General features: G+C 66.2%; 18 protein-coding genes. 12 read left to right on the top strand and 6 right to left on the bottom strand.

Annotated elements, in window-relative coordinates; translation table 11 throughout:
- Window positions 1–6: 6 nt before the first annotated feature.
- The 4 genes from AACW18_RS04930 to AACW18_RS04915 all read left to right on the top strand — a co-directional run bounded on the left by AACW18_RS04930 (window position 7) and on the right by AACW18_RS04915 (window position 3779).
- Window positions 7–1440 carry a coniferyl aldehyde dehydrogenase gene (locus AACW18_RS04930; RefSeq protein ID WP_218387983.1) on the top strand — a complete coding sequence of 478 codons (1434 nt, stop codon included), beginning with the start codon at window positions 7–9 and terminating at the stop codon, window positions 1438–1440.
- Between the two features lie 9 nt (window positions 1441–1449).
- Window positions 1450–2028: a TetR/AcrR family transcriptional regulator gene (locus tag AACW18_RS04925; RefSeq protein WP_218387982.1), complete on the top strand. Its 579-nt coding sequence runs from the start codon at window positions 1450–1452 to the stop codon at window positions 2026–2028.
- The gene (locus AACW18_RS04920) at window positions 2018–2521 is read left to right on the top strand and encodes a hypothetical protein (protein ID WP_218387981.1); all 504 of its coding nucleotides are present in this window, start codon (window positions 2018–2020) and stop codon (window positions 2519–2521) included. The genes AACW18_RS04925 and AACW18_RS04920 overlap by 11 nt, the downstream gene beginning before the upstream one ends.
- A 73-nt stretch (window positions 2522–2594) precedes the next feature.
- Window positions 2595–3779 carry an iron-containing alcohol dehydrogenase gene (locus AACW18_RS04915; protein WP_218387980.1) on the top strand — a complete coding sequence of 395 codons (1185 nt, stop codon included), beginning with the start codon at window positions 2595–2597 and terminating at the stop codon, window positions 3777–3779.
- 83 nt (window positions 3780–3862) lie between these two features.
- On the opposite strand, the gene cysM is transcribed toward AACW18_RS04915, so the two are convergent.
- The gene (cysM, locus tag AACW18_RS04910; protein ID WP_218387979.1) at window positions 3863–4765 is read right to left on the bottom strand and encodes a cysteine synthase CysM; all 903 of its coding nucleotides are present in this window, start codon (window positions 4763–4765) and stop codon (window positions 3863–3865) included.
- A 146-nt stretch (window positions 4766–4911) separates the two neighbouring features.
- On the opposite strand from cysM, the gene AACW18_RS04905 reads away from it, so the two are divergent.
- The 7 genes from AACW18_RS04905 (at window position 4912) to AACW18_RS04875 (ending at window position 12270) form a co-directional block, all read left to right on the top strand.
- Window positions 4912–5175: a GNAT family N-acetyltransferase gene (locus AACW18_RS04905; protein WP_218387978.1), complete on the top strand. Its 264-nt coding sequence runs from the start codon at window positions 4912–4914 to the stop codon at window positions 5173–5175.
- Window positions 5175–5765, top strand: coding sequence for a nucleotidyltransferase family protein (locus tag AACW18_RS04900; protein WP_218387977.1), 591 nt, complete (start codon window positions 5175–5177; stop codon window positions 5763–5765). Before AACW18_RS04905 ends, AACW18_RS04900 begins: the two co-directional genes overlap by 1 nt.
- A 70-nt stretch (window positions 5766–5835) precedes the next feature.
- Window positions 5836–7659 carry a SulP family inorganic anion transporter gene (locus tag AACW18_RS04895; protein ID WP_042651332.1) on the top strand — a complete coding sequence of 608 codons (1824 nt, stop codon included), beginning with the start codon at window positions 5836–5838 and terminating at the stop codon, window positions 7657–7659.
- Window positions 7660–7785: 126 nt separating this feature from the next.
- On the top strand, window positions 7786–9132 hold the full coding sequence (locus AACW18_RS04890) for an MATE family efflux transporter (protein WP_218290080.1): 1347 nt from the start codon (window positions 7786–7788) through the stop codon (window positions 9130–9132).
- A gap of 11 nt (window positions 9133–9143) precedes the next feature.
- The gene (locus AACW18_RS04885; RefSeq protein ID WP_218290078.1) at window positions 9144–9734 is read left to right on the top strand and encodes a hypothetical protein; all 591 of its coding nucleotides are present in this window, start codon (window positions 9144–9146) and stop codon (window positions 9732–9734) included.
- A gap of 272 nt (window positions 9735–10006) precedes the next feature.
- Window positions 10007–10222, top strand: coding sequence for a YdcH family protein (locus tag AACW18_RS04880; protein ID WP_050718646.1), 216 nt, complete (start codon window positions 10007–10009; stop codon window positions 10220–10222).
- 245 nt (window positions 10223–10467) lie between these two features.
- Window positions 10468–12270 carry an MOSC N-terminal beta barrel domain-containing protein gene (locus AACW18_RS04875; protein WP_218387976.1) on the top strand — a complete coding sequence of 601 codons (1803 nt, stop codon included), beginning with the start codon at window positions 10468–10470 and terminating at the stop codon, window positions 12268–12270.
- Between the two features lie 112 nt (window positions 12271–12382).
- Here AACW18_RS04875 and htpX read toward each other — a convergent pair whose 3' ends face one another.
- The 5 genes from htpX to bioB all read right to left on the bottom strand — a co-directional run bounded on the left by htpX (window position 12383) and on the right by bioB (window position 17367).
- The gene (gene htpX / locus AACW18_RS04870; RefSeq protein WP_042651327.1) at window positions 12383–13255 is read right to left on the bottom strand and encodes a protease HtpX; all 873 of its coding nucleotides are present in this window, start codon (window positions 13253–13255) and stop codon (window positions 12383–12385) included.
- A gap of 113 nt (window positions 13256–13368) precedes the next feature.
- The gene (gene bioD / locus AACW18_RS04865; protein ID WP_218290074.1) at window positions 13369–14049 is read right to left on the bottom strand and encodes a dethiobiotin synthase; all 681 of its coding nucleotides are present in this window, start codon (window positions 14047–14049) and stop codon (window positions 13369–13371) included.
- A 165-nt stretch (window positions 14050–14214) separates the two neighbouring features.
- On the bottom strand, window positions 14215–15048 hold the full coding sequence (bioC, locus tag AACW18_RS04860) for a malonyl-ACP O-methyltransferase BioC (protein ID WP_218387975.1): 834 nt from the start codon (window positions 15046–15048) through the stop codon (window positions 14215–14217).
- A complete protein-coding gene (bioF, locus tag AACW18_RS04855) occupies window positions 15041–16252 on the bottom strand; it encodes an aminotransferase class I/II-fold pyridoxal phosphate-dependent enzyme (protein ID WP_256351761.1) in 1212 nt (403 codons plus the stop codon). Before bioF ends, bioC begins: the two co-directional genes overlap by 8 nt.
- The gene (gene bioB / locus AACW18_RS04850; protein WP_218387974.1) at window positions 16249–17367 is read right to left on the bottom strand and encodes a biotin synthase BioB; all 1119 of its coding nucleotides are present in this window, start codon (window positions 17365–17367) and stop codon (window positions 16249–16251) included. Before bioB ends, bioF begins: the two co-directional genes overlap by 4 nt.
- 195 nt (window positions 17368–17562) lie before the next feature.
- Here bioB and bioA point away from each other — a divergent pair, with 195 nt between their 5' ends.
- The gene (bioA, locus tag AACW18_RS04845) at window positions 17563–18837 is read left to right on the top strand and encodes an adenosylmethionine--8-amino-7-oxononanoate transaminase (protein ID WP_218387973.1); all 1275 of its coding nucleotides are present in this window, start codon (window positions 17563–17565) and stop codon (window positions 18835–18837) included.
- Window positions 18838–18857 lie beyond the last annotated feature (20 nt).

Raw genomic sequence — 18857 nt, 5'->3', positions numbered from 1 at the left:
GCCTCCATGGAAGCGAGACAGTTGCAATCCCCCCCGACCGACAAGTTTGCCTTGGCCGAGCGGCTCATTCGTCTCAAGCAGGCGTACCAGGCTCACCCCATGCCGAGCCACGGCGAGCGCAGCGCCCGGCTGCTGCAACTCAAGCGCAGCCTGCTCGCCCACAAGCAGGGGCTGTGCGATGCCCTGGCCCGGGATTATGGCCGGCGCAGCGACTACGACTCCCTGATCGCCGACATCCTGCCCTGCGTCATGCAGATCAACTACAGCCAGAAGCGGCTGAGGCGCTGGATGAAGCCCCAGCGCCGTCACGCCGGCTTGCTGCTGGCCCCCGCCAGGGTCGAGGTTCACTACCAGCCGCTCGGCGTGGTCGGCATCATGGTGCCCTGGAACTTCCCGGTGATGCTGAGCCTGGGCCCCCTCATCAGCGCCATCGCCGCCGGCAACAGCGCCATGCTCAAGCTCTCCGAGTTCACCCCCCACACCAATGCCGTGCTGCGCACCCTGCTGGCGGAGGTGTTCGATGAACAGCAGCTGATCGTCGTCGAGGGGGATGCCCAGCTGGCGGCCGCCTTCAGCGCCCTGCCCTTCGATCATCTGCTGTTCACCGGCTCGACCGCGGTGGGGCGGCAGGTGATGGCGGCGGCGGCCCCCCAGCTCACCCCGCTCACCCTGGAGCTCGGCGGCAAGAGCCCCTGCCTCATCGCCCCCGACATGCCGATGGCCCTGGCGGTGGAGCGGATGATCTTCGGCAAGAGCCTCAACGCCGGCCAGATCTGCGTGGCCCCCGATTATGTGCTGCTGCCGCGGGGGCAGGAACAGTCCTTCATCGAGGCCTACCAGCGCCACTTCAGCCGACTCTATCCCAAGGGACTCGGCAGCCCGGATTACGGCGCCATCATCAATGCCCGCCAGTATGAGCGCCTCACCGCCTGGCTGGCGGAGGCCAAGCAGGCGGGGGCCCAGCTCCATGCCTGCGCCTCCCCCGCCCGGGACGATGCCACCCGGCGGCTGGTGCCCCACCTGCTGACCGAGGTGCCCGGCCATTGCCAGCTGATGCAGCAGGAGATCTTCGGCCCCCTGCTGCCGCTGGTGCCCTACGACAGCCTCGACGAGGCGCTCGCCTACATAGCGGCGCGGCCCCGCCCCCTCGCGCTCTATCTGATGAGCCTGGACCCGGCGCTGCAGACGCGGTTCATCCGGGAGACCCACGCCGGCGGCATGGCCATCAACGAGAGCCTGTTCCAGGTGGCGGCGGACGATGCCCCCTTCGGCGGCATCGGCGCCTCCGGCATGGGGCACTACCACGGCCACGAGGGCTTTCTCACCTTCTCCAAGGCCAAGACGGTGTTGAGCCGTGGCCGGTTCAGCACCGGCGCCCTGATCCACCCCCCCTATCGGCGCTGGTACCAGCGGCTGATGATGGCCCTGTTCCTGCGCTAGGAGAGCACCATGACCGACAAGCGCCGCCAGATCCTGGATGCCGCCCTCGCCCTGTGCGCCGAAGATGGCCTGCAAGGGGCCGCCACCGCCCGCATCGCCAAGGCGGCCGGAGTGGCCAACGGCACCCTGTTTCACCACTTTCCCAGCAAGGAGCTGCTGATCCAGCAGCTCTATCAGGACATCAAGCAGCGCCTCGGCGCCGCCATCCGCGAGGCGGACCCGGCCCTGCCGCTCGAGGAGCAGGCCAGGCATTACTGGCACCAGGCGATGGACTGGATGCAGGCCCACCCCCACGAGCTCAAGTTCGTGCTGGGGTTCTTCCACTCCCCCCTGCTGGCGCGGCCGCTGCGCAGCCAGATCCTGCGCGACACCCTGGGTTTCCTGCCACAGCTGCTGAGCCAGGGGCTGGCCAGTGGCGAGCTGAGACAAGCCCCCCCGGCCCTGATGCTGGAGGTATGCCAGAGCCAGTTCCTGGCCTGTGCCTCGCTGTTTGTCGACGAGCCCGAGCTGGGAGGAGACCCCGACTGGCAGGCCAGCGCCTTCGCCCTGTTCTGGTCCGCCATCGCCAGGGGGCGCCATGACGCCTGATGCCCTGCTCGCCGCCGGTCGCCGCGGCTGGATCATCGCCCTGCTCTGGATCATCGGCCGCACCCTGTGCCGCGCCGCCCGGGTCGACGAGGCGGTGCGCCGCGAGCTGGCCCCCCTGCCCGAGGGGCTCTGCATCCGGCTGGAGGTACATGGACTGCGCCATGGGCTGACTCTCCATAAAGTGGCCGGACGCTGGCGCTGCGGCGCCCCCGCCACGCCGGCGCCCCACTCGCTGCGAGTCTGCTTCAAGCACCCCGCCATCGCCTTCCGGGTGCTCAGCTTTCGCCTCGGCATCAATCAGGCCTTCTGCGAGAACCGGCTGCTGGTGGAGGGGGATATCACGGCCGCCATGCACCTGGTGCGCGGGCTGGAGCAGTTGCAGTCCCTAATCCTGCCCGCCTTCATGGTGCGGCCACTGCTGCGCCACTATCCGGATCCCGCCGACAAGCTGAGCCGTGCCGGCCGCATCTACCTGGGGTTGCTGAGCGGCTGAGTACCGGCCACCACAGGCTGGGGCCATTGCCTTGCAGGATCCTTTGAACTGACCGAGTACCAGGAGTGACGAGATGAGCCGATATTATGATTTCTTCTGCCCGGTCAAGCTGATGGCGGGGGAGCAGGCACTGGAGCAGCTGGCCGGCGAGCTGATGGCGCTGGGGGCCACCCGCCCGCTGCTGCTCACCGACAAGGGGGTCAGCGGCAGCGGGCTCGCCACCCTGCTGAGCCAGGTGCTGGCCGAGGGCGGGCTGCCGGTGGCCGCCTGCTGGGACGAGATCCCGGCCGACTCCTCCACCGCCGTGGTGGAGCGCATCGCCGCCCGTTACCGGGAGCTGGGGTGTGACAGCCTGGTGGCGCTCGGCGGCGGCTCCGTCATCGATACCGCCAAGGCGGTCAATATCCTCGCCAGCCTGGGGGGAGAGCGGCTGCTGGATCACGCCGGGGCCGGCTGTCTGACCCGGCCATTGAAGCCGCTGGCGGCGGTGCCCACCACCGCCGGCACCGGCTCCGAGGTCACCCAGGTGGCGGTGATCCGGGACGAAGGGAGCGGGCGCAAGCTGCCCTTCACCTCCCCCTTCCTGCTGCCCCAGCTGGCGGTACTGGACCCGCGCCTCAGCCAGGGGCTGCCGCTGTCCATCACCGCCGCCACCGCCATGGATGCCATGACCCACGCCATCGAGGCCTTCATCGGCAATGCCAAGAACCCGGTCAGCGACGCCCTGGCCCTGATGGCGGTGGAGAAGATCGCCGACGCCCTGCCGCAGGTGCTGGTGCGCCCGCAGGATCCGGCGTTGCGGCTGCAACTGGCGGAGGGCTCCACCCTGGCGGGCATGGCGTTTTCCAACTCCATGGTGGGGCTGGTACACGCCCTGGGCCACAGCCTGGGGGCCCGCTGCCATCTGCCCCACGGCCTGTGCATGAACCTGTTCCTGCCCACGGTGCTCGACTACAACAGGCCCGGCATCGATGAGGAGCTGGCCCGCCTGCTGCTGCCCCTGGTGGGGGCGGAGCGCTTCGCGGCCACCCCCGCCGCCATGCGAGCCCAGGCCAGCCTGGATGCCTTGTGCATCCTGCGCGACAGCCTGTGGCAGGCGGTGCGGCTGCCGCGTACCTTGGCGGAGGCAGGGGTGACCGACAGAGCCGTGCTCAGCGAGATCCGGGATCTCGCCATCAACGACGGCGCCCTGCTCTATAACCGCAAGGATGCAGATCGGGAGCAACTGCTGGCGCTGCTGGAGCAGGTGTGGGAATAGAGGAGGATCGGCGGGCCGAGGCGAGAGCACTGCCGATGCCGGTATGCTGCCTGGCATCGGCTCACAGCTGATGACATGAGGAGTCAGGCCGGCGGCGTGAACACCCCGGTGGAGAGGTAGCGATCCCCCCGATCGCAGATGATGGCCACCACCACCCCCTGGCTCAGCTCGGCCGCCACCCGCAGGGCCCCCGCCACGGCGCCACCCGAGCTGACCCCGCAGCAGATCCCCTCCTCCCGCGCCAGCCGGCGCATCATGGTGAGCGCCTCGTCCTGGGTCACATCCAGCACCCGATCTACCCGCTCTGGTTCGAAGATGGCGGGCTGGTAGGCGGCGGGCCAGCGGCGGATACCCGGGATCTGGCTCCCCTCGGCCGGTTGCAGGCCGATTATCTGCACCGCCGGGTTCTGCTCCTTGAGATAGCGAGAGACCCCCATGATGGTGCCCGTGGTGCCCATGGCCGAGACGAAGTGAGTGATTGCCCCCTCGCTCTGGCGCCAGATCTCAGGGCCGGTCGACTGATAGTGGGCATCCGGGTTGGCCGGGTTGTTGAACTGATCCAGCACCAGCCCCTCGCCGCGCGCCTCCATGGCGAGCGCCAGATCCCGCGCCCCCTCCATGCCATCCTCCACCAGCACCAGCTCGGCGCCGTAGGCCTGCATGGCGTCCCGCCGCTCCTGGCTCATGTTGCTCGGCATGACGAGCCGCATCTTGTACCCTCGGGCCGCCGCCACCATGGCCAGGGCGATGCCGGTGTTGCCGGAGGTGGCCTCGATCAGCCTAGCGCCTGGCAGTAAGCGGCCACTCAGCTCCGCCGCCTTGATGAGGTTCAGGGCCGGCCTGTCCTTGACCGAGCCGGCGGGGTTGTTGCCCTCCAGCTTCACCAGCAGCGTCACCCCTGAAGGGGGATTGATGCGCTGCAGACGCAGCAACGGGGTATTGCCGATCAGGCTGTCCAGGGTGGCGAAGGCCATAAGGGGATCCATCCTCTGCTAACTGTTCTATACCTTGCCTAGCGAACCGCTCGCCGGCCGGCCAGTGTAAGCGAGCATCATCGGCCGGCAAAGAGCACGGTTGGCAAAGTCCGGCCAGCATGCTCTGATACCCCTTCCCCACCCTTTGAGGAGCCCCCATGAGCGACATTCTTCATCAACCCGACCAGCAGCAGTTCATCTGCGTGGTGGACGGCAAGACATCGCGGCTCAGCTACCGCTGGCTGGATGCGAGCACGGTCGATGCGCACAGCACCCAGGTGCCTTCCGAGCTGAGGGGACAGGGGATCGCCGATCGGCTGGCGCGCAGCTTCCATGACTGGTGCCAGGCGCAGGGGCTGACCATAGTGGCCAGTTGCAGCTATGTCGACGTCTGGTTGCGCCGCCATGGCGGGAAAAGTTGATGTACGCCACCGCCACCTCGGCCATGACCGAACAGAGGCGCCTCCAGGCACGCACTGAAGATCTGCTGCGCGCCGATCCCATGCGCATGGCCTGCCTGCGGGCGGCGCGGGAGCTGTCTCTGCCCGACTGGGCGCTGGGCGCCGGCTTCGTGCGCAATCTGATCTGGGATCACCTGCATCAGAAAACGGTGCCGACTCCGCTCAACGACATCGACCTCATCTATCTGGACCAGGGGGATCAACAAGGGCTGGCCGAGGCGGCGCACGAGGCCTGGCTGGCGGCGAGGCTGCCAGGGCAGTGCTGGGAGGTGCGCAATCAGGCGCGCATGCATCACCGCCAGCAGGTGCCCCCCTTTGCCAGCAGTCTTGAAGCGCTCAGTCACTGGGTGGAGATCCCCACCTGCATCGGGGTCAGGCTGCTGGCCAACGATGAGTTTGAATGGCTGGCACCCCACGGCTTTGGCCACAACTGGTCGCTGCGAGTGAGCGCTAACCCGAGATGCCGCCAGGACAGCCAGGTATTCGTGCAACGGGTGCAGGACAAGGGTTGGCAATCCATCTGGCCGAACCTTGAGGTCGAGTGGCCATAACGCCGTTGCAATGCCCCGCCATGCATGGGCAAACTAAGAAAAAGATCTATATGACTCAATGGGTTAATTAATGCGCGACTTCTTCTCTCTCGAACGCTGGCTGCCGGGCCTCGCCGCCCTGTTGCAATATCAGCGGGCCTGGCTGATGCCGGACCTTCGCGCCGGCCTGTCGGTGGCCGCCGTGGCCCTGCCCGTGGCCATCGCCTATGCGGAGCTGGCCGGGGTGGGCGCCATCGTCGGCCTCTACTCCTGCATACTGCCCATGCTGGTCTATGCGCTGTTTGGCACCTCCCGCCAGCTCATCGTCGGCCCGGATGCCGCCACCTGCGCCGTCATCGCCGCCGTGGTGACCCCCCTCGCCGCCGGCAACGCCACCCTGCAATGGCAGCTGGTGATGACCATGACCGCCATGACCGGCTTCTGGTGCCTCATCGCCAGCCGCTTCAAGCTGGGGGTGCTGGCAGACTTCCTCTCCCGCCCCATTCTGATGGGGCTGCTCAACGGGGTGGCCATCACCATCATGGTGGGCCAGCTCTCCAAGATCTTCGGCTTCACCTTCAGCGAGCGTTACCTGATAGAGCGCATCCTCAACGGTGCCAGCTACATCACCCAGACCCACCTGCCGACCCTGGCCATGAGCCTGACGGCCCTGCTGACCCTGGTGCTGACCAAGCGCTACAGGCCCGCCTGGCCCTCCTCCATGGTGGCCATGATAGTGACGGCAGCCCTGGTGTGGGCCCTGGATCTCGGCCGCTTCGGCATCGCCACCCTGGGCACCATCGGCTCAGGCCTGCCGGAGTTTCAGGTGCCTGAGTTCCCCCCCGGCCTGATGCGTGAGCTGGTGCTGCCGGCCCTCAACCTGGCCATGGTGAGCTTCGTCTCCATGATGCTGACCGCCCGCAGCTTCGCCGCCAAGAATGGCTACGAGATAGATGCGGACAAGGAGTTCCGGGCGCTGGGGATGGCGAACCTGGCCTCGGCCCTCTCCCAGGGCTTCGCCATCAGCGGCGCCGACTCGCGCACCGCGGTCAACGATGCCAACGGCGGCAAGAGCCAGTTGGTCTCCATCATCGCCGCCCTCATCATCGCCCTGGTCACCTTCTACCTGACGGCGCCGCTGCAGTACATCCCCACCGCCGCCCTCGGCGTGGTGCTGGTGATGGCCTCGCTGTCGCTGACCGACTTTCGCGGCCTCTGGGGGCTGCGCGACTCCGACCGCGCCGCCTTCTGGCTCGCCCTCATCACCTTCGTCAGCGTGCTGGCCATGGGGGTCATCCCGGGGATCACCCTCGCCGTCCTGCTCGGCCTGTTCCAGTTCCTGCGCAACGTGATGCGACCAACGGATCAGCTGCTCGGCATGGATGACGAGGGGGTGGTGCGCACCCTGGGGGACAACGAACAGGCCAAGGCCATCCCCGGCATCCTGGTCTATCGCTTCAACTCGCCGCTCACCTACTTCAACGCCCCCTACTTCAAGCGGCGGGTGCTGGCGCTGCTGGTGCAGGATCCCCAGAATCCCAAGTGCCTGGTGATCGACGCCGTCGCCTGCTTCACCCACCAGGACATCAGCGTGATGAGCATGGTGGGTGAGCTGCACAAGGAGCTGAAGCGCCGCGGCATCCACATGGTGATGGCCGGTCGTCACGGCCAGATGACCCACTGGCTGCAGCAGGCGGGGATCCGGGTCGGCGACGAGGGGATCACCCTCTATCCCGACATGTACCAGGCGCTGCGCATGACCCGCAGCTACCGCGAACCGGTGTTCAAGGACGATGAGGTGGTGGAGAGCACCACCGACAGCCAGCTCGCTCGCTGGCCCCGGGATGAGGCGCTGCCGGACTCGGCGCGGCTGACCCTGCCCTGCGAGCAGGAGGCAGGCTCGGCCCCGGCCTGAGCCGGATCGGCGGCCCCACCCTCCCCACCGGATGACGGGGTCAGCCATTGCACCGCTCAGACTCTTGGTGTTAAATGCCCGTCCAGATGGCGCTGACGAGGGCCATCATTGCTATTTGGATATGCCATGCAGACTCAATCCCACGCGGGCCCGGGCACCCTCTTCGCCCTGACCTGGCCACTGTTCATCGATCTCGCCCTGCACTTCCTGACCGGGGCCCTCAACACCTTCATGGTGGGCCATGTCTCCTATCAGGGGGTGGCGGCGCTGGCGGTCGGCAACCAGGTGTTCGATCTCGCCATCACATTGTTCAGCTTCGTCAGCATTGGCACCAGCGTGGTGATCACCCAGTATCTGGGGGCAGGCGATCGGGAGAAGGCGCGGGTGGTGATCCACACCGCCATCGGCTTCAACCTGCTGGTGGGACTGGTGGCCGCGGTGGGGGTCATGGCCGGTGCCAGCACCATGCTGGCGCTGATGAACCTGCCGGCCCACCTGATGGGCGATGCCACTCTTTATCTGCAGATCATCGGCCTGTGCCTGCTGCCGGAGGCGGCGGCGCTCTGCCTGGCCGCCACCCTGCGTGCCCACGGCCACACCCGGCAGGCCATGTACGTGACCCTGACCGTCAACCTCATCACCTTCGTCGGCAACCTGCTGCTGCTCTACGGCTGGTTCGGCCTGCCCCAGCTCGGGGTGGCCGGGGTCGCCATCAGCACGGTGGCGGGTCGCATCGTCGGCGTGGTGCTGCTGGTGTGGCTGGTGGGACGCAAGACCGGCATCCGCCTGCGTCTGCCGGAGATCCTGCGCCCCAGCAAGGTCATGCTGGACAAGGTGCTGCACATAGGCCTGCCCGCGGCGGGAGAGAACCTCTCCTGGATGCTGCAGTTCATGGTGGTGACCGCCTTCGTCGGCCTGCTCGGCGACAAGGCGTTGGCGACCCAGTCCTACTTCTTCCAGATCTGCCTGTTCATCCTGCTGTTCGGCCTCTCCATCGGCCTTGGCAACGAGATCATCATCGGCCATCTGGCGGGGGCCCGCCGCTTCGAGCAGGCCTATAAGCAGCTGATGAAGAGCCTGAAGCTCGGCCTCATCGTCACCACCCTGATCGCCATCGCCGCGGCCCTGAACGGGCGCGCCATCATCAGCCTGTTCACCGACGACCCCGACATCATCACCCAGGTGGCGCAGCTGTTCCTCATCAGCCTCATCCTCGAACCCGGCCGCACCTTCAACCTGGTGGTGATCAACGCCCTGCGCGCCACCGGGGATGCCCGTTTCCCGCTCTACATGGCGCTCGTCTCCATGTGGGGCATTGCCGTTCCGCTCGCCTATTTCCTTGGTATCATGCAAGGCTATGGGCTGGTCGGCATCTGGTTGGCGCTCGCCTGCGATGAGTGGGTGCGCGGTCTGGCCATGTTCTGGCGCTGGCGCAGTCGCCGCTGGCAAAACAAAATCCTCGTGGAATCATAAGCGGAATCATGATGAAGAAAATCGGACTCTTGTTGGCGGCCATCCTGCTCAGCCCCCTGGCCATGGCGCAGACCGCCCCCAAAACCCCCAAGGCACCCGCCCCCCAGACCTGGTATGTGGCCCCCATCGCCATCGATGAGAGCAGCGAGGCGCAGAAGGCGCTGACCAAGGATTTCATGGCCCAGATGATCAAGACCATCAAGATCAACGAGTACCAGACCGGCAAGGCGCTGGGCAAGCACAAGGATCCCAAGTGGCTGATCCGCACCAGGCTGCTGCCCGCCAGCACCGCCCCCCTGGTCGGCAAGAAACATCCTCAGGCCCTCACCTACGGCAAGGGCATCCCGACCCAGGAGATCGTCGGCGAGCTCATCATGGACGGCACCCTGGTCGCCCATGTGGGCCAGGGCTGGCGTGAGCCCATAGTGCCCGGCACCCCGGTGGCCGAGAAGATCACCATCGCCAACTACCAGTACGCCATCGGCAACGAGGCCAAGGCACCGGATCTGGAAGAGCTGGCGGCCCAGATCGGCTTCGAGGTGGGCAAGGTGATCGCCCGTGACGGCAAACCGCTGCCCGAGAAGAAAAAGAAAAAGGAGTAATCCTCCTCTGCATCGCAACAAGGGGCCCTGTGCCCCTTTTTGCTGCCCGCGGCAGTCATGCCAGCGTAAAGTTGTGATGAGTATCGCAATTTTACGCGCGAATGCTTACTCATAAATCCCTTATCAGGTTGCGATTCAAGCAGTTAAACGCAGACTCCCCGGCACGATGAATCATTGCTCCCGAATTTGAGTTGGATCACATTTCTTAGCCCGGGTTAGGGGTACTTTGAAGGTCAAGGCACAATCAAACGACAACAAGGAGGCTTCATTACATGTTCCCTGAGTACAGAGATCTCATCTCGAAACTGAAGAGCAGTGATGTCCATTTCCAGCAGAAGTTTGACTTGCACAACGACCTGGATGCGGAGATTAGAAAACTGGAAAAGCATCACGCCAGCGATTACAGCTCCGAGGTGAAGGATCTGAAAAAACAGAAACTTAAACTGAAAGAGGAGATATACGACATCCTCAAACAACATCCACACTGACGCCTCGACGAATACCCGGATAAGCAACTTATCCCCCAGCCCGGCTTGTATGCCGGGCTTTTTATTGCCCGCCATACCGCCATCAGGTTCCCTGGAAATCCTGCTCTCTCAGGGCTTGGTTGGTGCCGCCAAGCCGGGTAACATCTCCCTTCTCTGCACTCCCCGACCCGCGCCGGCCTCGTCGCCCGAGCATGCCGGGTGGGAGTCGCCCCGTCGCCCTCTCGCCACGTTACAAGGACCCGGACATGCCAAGGCTCGACAGCATTCATCTCTATCCCATCAAATCGACGGCAGGCATGCCACTGACCCGCGCCCTGGTGACCGAAGAGGGTCTGCTGGGGGATCGCCGCTACATGGTGGTCAAGCCGGACGGCAGCTTCATCACCGCCCGCACCCATCCCCAGCTGCAGCTGGTGGTGGCCACCCCCATCGAGGGCGGCCTGCTGCTGCGCTACCCGGGCCAGGATCCCCTCAGCCTGCTGGAGCAGGCATTCAGCCGGGCCCCGCAGGCCACCGGCGTCTGGAGCGACAGCTTCAGCGCCCTGCACACCACGGCGCAGGCCGATGCGTGGCTGAGCCGGGTCGCCGGCGAGCCGGTCCGGCTGCTCTGGCTGGGGGAGAAATCCGATCGCTTCAGAACCAAGACCGGCACCAGGGTCAGCTTCGCCGACGGCTATCCCCTGCTGCTCATCGGCCAGGGATCCCTCGACGACCTCAACCTGAGATCCGATGCCCTGCACCAGATGAGCCAGTTTCGCACCAACCTGGTGGCGAGCGGCACCCGGCCGTTCGAGGAGGATGGCTGGACGCGGATCCGCATCGGCGAGGTGGAGTTTCGGGTGGCCAAGCCCTGCAGCCGCTGCATCATGACCACGGTGGAGCCGGGCAGCGACAGGTTCAACGCCCTCAAAGAGCCGCTCGCCACCCTCACCCGCTATCGCCGTGGCGAGGATGGGGAGGTCTACTTCGGCCAGAACCTGGTGGCGCTGAATGAGGGCTGGATTGAGGCCGGCAGCGAGATCGAGGTGCTGGAACGCACCCGCCCGCCGGTTTACCCCAATGCGGCGCCGCAGAAGAGGGCGCTGATCTGCGTCGCCCGTGAGCCGCTGGCGCGGGATCTGGAGACCTTCTGGTTCGAGGCGGCCGATGGCGAGCCCCTGCCCGACTACCTGCCCGGTCAGCACCTGCCCATCAGCCTCGACATCAAGGGGGAACGGCTGCAGCGGCGCTACACCCTGAGCTCCAGCCCGGATCAGCCGGATCGCTACAGCATTAGCGTCAAGCGACTCGGCGATGGCCGCCTCTCCCCCTGGCTGCACCATCAGCTGCGTGTGGGGGACAGCCTGCTGGCCGCGGCCCCGGCCGGTGACTTCCATCTGGGCACTGAGCGCAAGCTGCTGCTGCTCTCGGCCGGCTCCGGCGTCACCCCCATGCTGGCCATCGCCCGCACCCTGCATCTGAGACATGAACTCGGGGAGGTGCACTTTATGCACCTGTGCCGCAGCGAAGCCGACATCCCGGCCGCCGCCGAGCTGCACGCCCTACGCCTTGCCGGCATGCAACTCTCCTTGATCCTGAGCCAGCCCGATGGTCACTGGCAGGGCATGAGCGGTCGCCTTGGCAAGGGGCACCTCGAGCAGGTCAGGGATCTGCTGGCACGGGAGATCTTCCTGTGCGGCCCCCACGGCTTTATGAGCGAGGCGGTCAGGCTGCTGCAGGAGCAGGGGGTCACCGCCGAGCGCATCCGGCAGGAGAGCTTCGGCGGCGCCATCCTCTCGGTGGCCCGTCCCCATCAGGTGGTGCAGCTGCGGATCGGCGAGAAGAGCTTCGCCGGCAACAACCAGGGCACAGTGCTGGATCAGGCCCACAAGCAGGGAGTGGAGCTGCCCTGGAGCTGCCGCGCCGGCATCTGCGGCAGCTGCAAGCAGACCCTGCTCGAAGGCGAGGTGGATCACTCGGAGGCGCCGGCCATCACCGCGGCCGAGCGGGCCGAGGGCAAGATCCTCACCTGCTGCGCCGTGCCGCTGACCGATCTGGTGATCAAGTAATCTGATGATCGTGCCGCGATAAGCCAGGGGGCGGGAGCCCGGCCCGAACCACCGGACCACAGAAACGAAAACGGCTGCCCTGAGGCAGCCGTTTTCTTATCGCGTTTGGCTATCAGCCACGCAGGGCGGCGATGCGCTGCTCGATGGGCGGGTGGCTCATGAACAGCTCGCTCACGGAGCGCTTGCCGTTGATGCCAAAGGCCATCATGGCCCCTTCCATCTGCGGCTCGGCACCACGAGAGAGGCGCTGCAGCGCGGCAATCATCTTGTCGCGACCGGCCAGCTTGGCGGCACCGGCGTCGGCGCGGAACTCACGCTGACGGCTGAACCACATGACGATCATGGAGGCCAGCACGCCGAACAGCATCTCCAGCACGAACACGGTGATCATGTAGGCGAAGCCACCGGAGCTGCTGCTCTCTTCGCTGTTGTTGGAGCTGAAGAAGTTGCTGATGACGCCGGCCACGATGCGGGCGAAGAACATCACGAAGGTGTTCACCACCCCCTGGATCAGGGTCAGGGTGACCATGTCACCGTTGGCCACGTGGCTCACCTCGTGGGCCAGCACGGCTTCCGCCTCGTCCCGGCTCATGCTGTAGAGCAGGCCGGAGGAGACGGCCACCAGCGAATCGTCGCGGCGGGCACCGGTGGCGAAGGCGTTCATCTCGGGGGAGTCGTAAATCCCCACTTCCGGCATCTTGATGCCAGCCTCGCGGGCCTGACGGGCCACAGTGCTCACCAGCCAGTGTTCTGTCTCGTTACGGGGTTGCTCGATGACCTGGACACCATAGCTGCGCTTGGCCATCCACTTGGACATCAGCAAGGAGATAAAGGAACCCCCAAAACCGAACACGGCGCAGAACACCAACAGACCGGAAATACTGGACTTGTTGATCCCCAGAACCGAGAACAGGATATTGAGTACCACCCCCAGCACCAGCATGACGGCCAGGTTGGTCACCAGGAATAGCATAATTCGCTTCATATTGACTCCTTGTGAGATATAGACGCACGGTCCGGGCCGATCCATTGTCGGCCCGATACCACACCAGCTCCAGATAATAGATAGATCCGATGAATGTTTGCTGAATGTCAGCCTCAGAGCAGGGGTGAAATATCCAGACACCCTCGCAGATCCGCCTCGAGTGGATTGTTTACAAAGGGTATTTCACCCAAAAACGGCGCCGGCAGCAAGCCCCTCAGGGTCTCCAGATTCTCCTGATAGTGGCTCATGCCGTCGCTCAGCCGGTTGATCACCCAGCCGGCGATCGGCAGGTCCATGTGGCGAATGGCGGCGAAGGTGAGCAGCGCATGGTTGAGGCAACCGAGCTTGGCCCCCACCACCACGATCACCGGCAGGTTCTCCTGCTTGACCCAGTCCGACAGCAGGTGGTTTCTGTCCAGCGGCAGGAACCAGCCCCCCGCCCCCTCGACGATCACCAGCTCGGCCCCGGCCTGCTCTATCTCTCGCAGGCCCGCCGACAGGCCGCTCAGGCTGATGGTCTCGCCCACTTCCCGCGCGGCTATATGGGGCGCGATTGGGGGTTCGAAGGCGAAGGGGTTGACCCGCTCATAGGGCAGCGCCAGGCTGGCGGCCTGCTGCAGCAGAAGGGCATCCTGGTTGCGCAGCCCCTCGGCGGTGCGGGCGCAGCCTGCCGAGACGGGCTTGTAACCGGCGCAGCGAATGCCCTGAGCGGCGAACTCCCGCAGCAGGGTGCGGGCGACCAGCGTCTTGCCCACGTCGGTATCGGTGCCGGTGATGAAAAATGATTTGACCATGATGACTCCTCAACGCACATCGGGTGACGCCAGACCGGCGCCCCCGCGTAGCCATGCTCTCAACAGGGGTGGCAGGTCCTGGCCTGTCCACCCGCGCGTTATCTATTCGGGCACAGGCGGTACGCCTGCGGATCTGTCCCCGGCGAGATCCGTGGGACGGGTGGTTTAGCTGCGGATCACGCGCCCGAGGCAGACCTGGTAGCTGGCGGCCAACAGGCCGTCCGGCTGGCGGTGGCGCTCATAGGCCAGGCTCAGGCGCTGCAGGCGCTGGCGGTTGCCGAGCCCGGGTCGACGCCCGTCGTTGATCTGGCTGGCGCCTATCCCCTTGAGATCCCGCAACAGGCCGTTGAGCTCCGGGTAGGCGAGCGACCAGGTCAGGCACTCCAGCGCGGGGGCGCCGAAGCCCCCGGCGGCGATGGCGTGCTGCAATTGTGACAGGCTGAGGAAGCGATTGACATGGGCAGCGCCGTCAACCGTGCGCCAGGCCTCACGCAATTGCCAGAGCGAATCCGCGAGCAGGGTGGAGAACAGCAGCTGGCCACCGGGCTTGAGCACCCGGTGCAACTCGGCGAACGCCTGGGTCGGTCGCTCGCACCACTGCAGGGCCAGGCTGGAGAAGACCCAGTCCAGGCTCTGATCGGCGAAGGGCAGCCGCTCCGCATCGCCACACAGCAGCTGGGCCCCGCTGCCGCGCAGGGCCGCCTGTTGCAGCATGCCGGGGGCGAGATCCAGCCCGTGCAGCCGCCGGCAACGGCCGGCCAGCTGGGGCAGGAAGAAGCCGGTGCCGCAGCCGAGATCCAGCCCAGCCTCGGGCAACCCCCCTGGGTGCGCCAGGCCTGCACCGGCCAGGCTCGAATCGCTCGCCCCGTCCGGCATCCTGGCCAGCAAGGCCTGCCCCACCTCCTGCTGGAACTGGGCATGGGCGTCGTATCGGTGGGCCGCGGCGCCGAAACGGCGCGCCAGCTGCACCTTGTCGACCCGCTGGAAGGCGTCATGCATGCTTGGCCTCCCCTTGCTCTTGGATTGGTTCAATCCCGGCCTGACCCAGGCCGTCCAGCAGGCGATCGATCTCCTGCTCGCTATGGGCGGCACTCAGGGTGATGCGCAGCCGCGCCGTGCCCGCCGGCACCGTCGGTGGCCGGATGGCACCGACCCAGAGGCCAGCCCCGCGCAGCCGCTCGGCCAGTTGCAGGGCCGCCCGGCTCTCTCCCACCAGCAGCGGCTGGATCGGGGTCTCGCTAGCCCCGAGCGTCCAGCCAAGCTGGCCGGCGCCCTGCCGAAAGCGCCGGATCAGCTGTTGCAGATGGGCGCGCGCCTCATCGGCGCCCCGCACCAGCGCTATGCTCTGGCTCACGGCACAAGCCTGGGCGGCGGGCATGTGGGTGCTGTAGACATAGGGACGGGCGAAGTTGACCAGGTACTCCACCAGCTCGCGGCTGCCGCCGACGAAGGCGCCGGCCACCCCGAGCGCCTTGCCGAAGGTGCCCATCTGGATGTGGACGCAAGCCGGGCTCACCCCTTGGGCCGCCAGGGTACCGCGCCCCTCTGGCCCCAGCACGCCGAGGCCGTGGGCGTCGTCGATCATCAGCCAGTTGCGGCTCCGGGCGGCCAGCTCGCTCAGCTCGCGCCAGGGCCCCTGATCCCCGTCCATGCTGAACACCCCTTCGGAGACGATGAGCCCCTTGCCCGACTCGAGTTGGCGCGCCAGCGCGGCCATGTCGTTGTGGGGGAAGCGCTTCATCCTGCAGGGCAGCTGGCTGCCCATCTCCTGCAGGGAGGCGTGGTTGAGCCTGTCCTGCCACAGCAGGTGCTCCTTGCCAAGCAGCGCCTTGAGCACCGCCTGGTTGGCCGAGAAGCCGCAGTTGAACAGCAGCACCGCCTCCAGCCCCAGCCAGTCGGCGATCTGCTCCTCCAGCGCCTGATGGGCCCGGCTGTAGCCGGTCACCAGCGGCGAGGCGCCGGCCCCGGCCCCATGGCGATCGATCCCCTCCTTGAACGCCTGTTTGATGGCGGCATCATCCCCCAGCCCCAGGTAGTCGTTGGCCGAGAAGTTGAGATAGTCCTGGCCGCCGACCCGCAGCCGGGCGCCGCTGCCACCCTCGGTCGGGGTGCGGCACCGGCGCAGGGCCTCGCGCTCGCGGGCGGCCAACGCCTCACCCAGCGCGAAGGGGCCCCGCGCCGCAGAGGTGAGCACGGCACTCATGAGGATTCGGCGGCAGATTGTGTTGCGCGGGACGGCGCCGTGCGGGTGGCGTCATAGAACAGATCGTCGACCCCGGGGGCGCGCCTCGCCTGGGCCAGCAGCTCGGCCTCAAGCTCCTCGGTCTGCACCGCATCCGGCTTCTGGGGGCGCTGGGCGGGGCGAATGCCGAGCCGCTTGAACAGCTGCATGTCGCTGTTTTCATCCGGGTTCGGCGTGGTCAGCAGCTTGCAGCCATAAAAAATCGAATTCGCCCCCGCCATGAAGCAGAGGGCCTGCATCTGCTCGTTCATCTTCTCCCGTCCCGCCGAGAGGCGCACGTGGGAGCCCGGCATCATGATCCGCGCCACGGCGATGGTGCGGATAAATTCGAACGAGTCGAGGTTCTCTTCGTTTTCCAGCGGGGTGCCCTTCACCTTGACCAGCATGTTGATGGGCACGCTCTCCGGGTGGCGCGGCAGGTTGGCGAGCGCGATCAGCAGGCCGGCTCTATCCCGCGCCTGCTCCCCCATGCCGACGATGCCGCCGGAGCACACCTTCATGCCGGCGCCGCGCACGTGCTCCAGGGTATCGAGCCTGTCCTGATAGGTGCGGGTGGTGATGATGTCACCGTAAAACTCGGGGGAGGTGTCGAGGTTGTGGTTGTAGTAGTCGAGCCCGGCGGCGCCGAGGCGGGAGGCCTGCTCCGCGGTGAGCATCCCAAGGGTCATACAGGTCTCCATGCCGAGGCCGCGCACCCCCTCGATCATCTGCAGTATGTAGGGCATGTCCCGCTCCCTGGGGTTGCGCCAGGCGGCCCCCATGCAGAAGCGGGACGAGCCGTTGGCCCTGGCCTCGCGGGCCCGCTCCAGTACCTTTTCCACTTCCATCAGCCGCTCGGCCTCGAGTCCGGTATGATAGCGGGCGCTCTGGGGGCAATACTTGCAATCCTCCGGACAGGCGCCGGTCTTGATGGAGAGCAGGGTGCTCACCTGCACCTCGTTGGGATCGAAATGGGCGCGATGAATGGTCTGGGCCTGGAACAGCAGATCGTTGAACGGCAGGGCAAACAGCGTCTGGACCTCGTCGTGAGTCCAGTCGTGACGCAGGGCTGAGGCGCCCGTCGAGAGAGCATGCATGGGGATGGCTTCCTGTGATGAAGGGGATCCGCCGGTCCGCATCCTTGCCGGGCAGACCGCCAAACCCGCCACCGGCCGCCCTCGTCAATGCAACGGGAGGGCCAAGCCAAGTGGCTGAAATTGTTGGCTAGTGTAGAGAGCGCGCGTAGACTGTCAACACCGACCAGATCAAATTAATTGACAATAGAACACAAAATGACCAATCAAGAATTCGACCTGCACCACATCTGGCACCCCTATACCTCCCTCACCCAGCCCCTGCCCTGCTACGAGGTGGCCAGCGCCAAAGGCGTGACCCTCACCCTGAGCGACGGCCGCGAGCTGGTGGATGGCATGAGCTCCTGGTGGGCCTGCGTGCACGGCTATCAGGTGCCGGAACTGGATGCAGCGGCCCATGCCCAGCTCGGCAAGATGGCCCACGTCATGTTCGGCGGCCTGACCCATGCACCCGCCGTCGAGCTGTGTCGCAAGCTGGTGGAGATCACCCCGACCGGGCTGGATCGGGTCTTCCTGGCCGACTCCGGATCTGTGGCGGTGGAGGTGGCGCTCAAGATGGCCCAGCAGTACTGGCACGCGAAGGATCAGCCGCGCACCAAGTTTGTCTCCCTGCGCGGCGGCTATCACGGCGACACCTTCGGCGCCATGAGCGTCACCGATCCCGATGGCGGCATGCACGAGCTCTACCGGGGCTTCCTGCCGGAGCAGTTGTTCGCCCCGGCTCCCGATTGCCGCTTCCACGCCCAGTGGGACGAAAACTGCGTGGTGGAGCTCGCCAGCCTGGTGGCGGATCGCCACGAGGAGATCGCCGCCATCGTGCTCGAGCCCATAGTGCAGGGGGCGGGCGGCATGCGCTTCTATCACCCCCGCTACCTGCAGTGGGTGCGCGCCCTGTGCGACGAGTTCGGCATCCTGCTCATCGCCGACGAGATCGCCACCGGCTTCGGCCGCACCGGCCAGCTGTTTGCCTGTGACTGGGCGGGCATCAGCCCCGACATAATGTGTCTGGGCAAGGCGCTCACCGGCGGCTACATGACGCTCTCCGCCACCCTCACCACGGAGCGGGTGGCCCACACCATCTGCGATGGCAAGGCCGGCGTCTTCATGCACGGCCCCACCTTCATGGCCAATCCGCTGGCCTGTGCGGTCGCCAATGCCTCCATCGAGCTGCTGCTGGCCTCCCCCTGGCAGGAGCGGGTGCAGTCTATCGAGCATCAGCTCAGGACCGAGCTGGTACGGCTCACCCTCAACCCAGCAGTGGCCGATGTGCGAGTGCTCGGCGCCATCGGGGTGGTGGAGATGAAGGAGCGGGTGGACGTGGCGCGCATCCAGCGCAAGTTTGTCGAGCTGGGGGCATGGATCCGGCCCTTTGGCAAGCTCATCTACCTGATGCCTCCCTTCGTCATCAGCCCGGCGCAGCTGAGCGTGCTGACCAGGGCCATCGGGCAGGCCATCCACGACGGCGAGTTCTGATCAGTCACAACAGACCCCGC

It is taken from the genome of Aeromonas sp. sia0103 (genome assembly GCF_963895295.1).
Classification (GTDB): domain Bacteria; phylum Pseudomonadota; class Gammaproteobacteria; order Enterobacterales; family Aeromonadaceae; genus Aeromonas; species Aeromonas encheleia.
The sequence above is the reverse complement of the archived record's forward strand: the minus strand, read 5'-3'. Positions and strand labels throughout refer to the sequence as shown.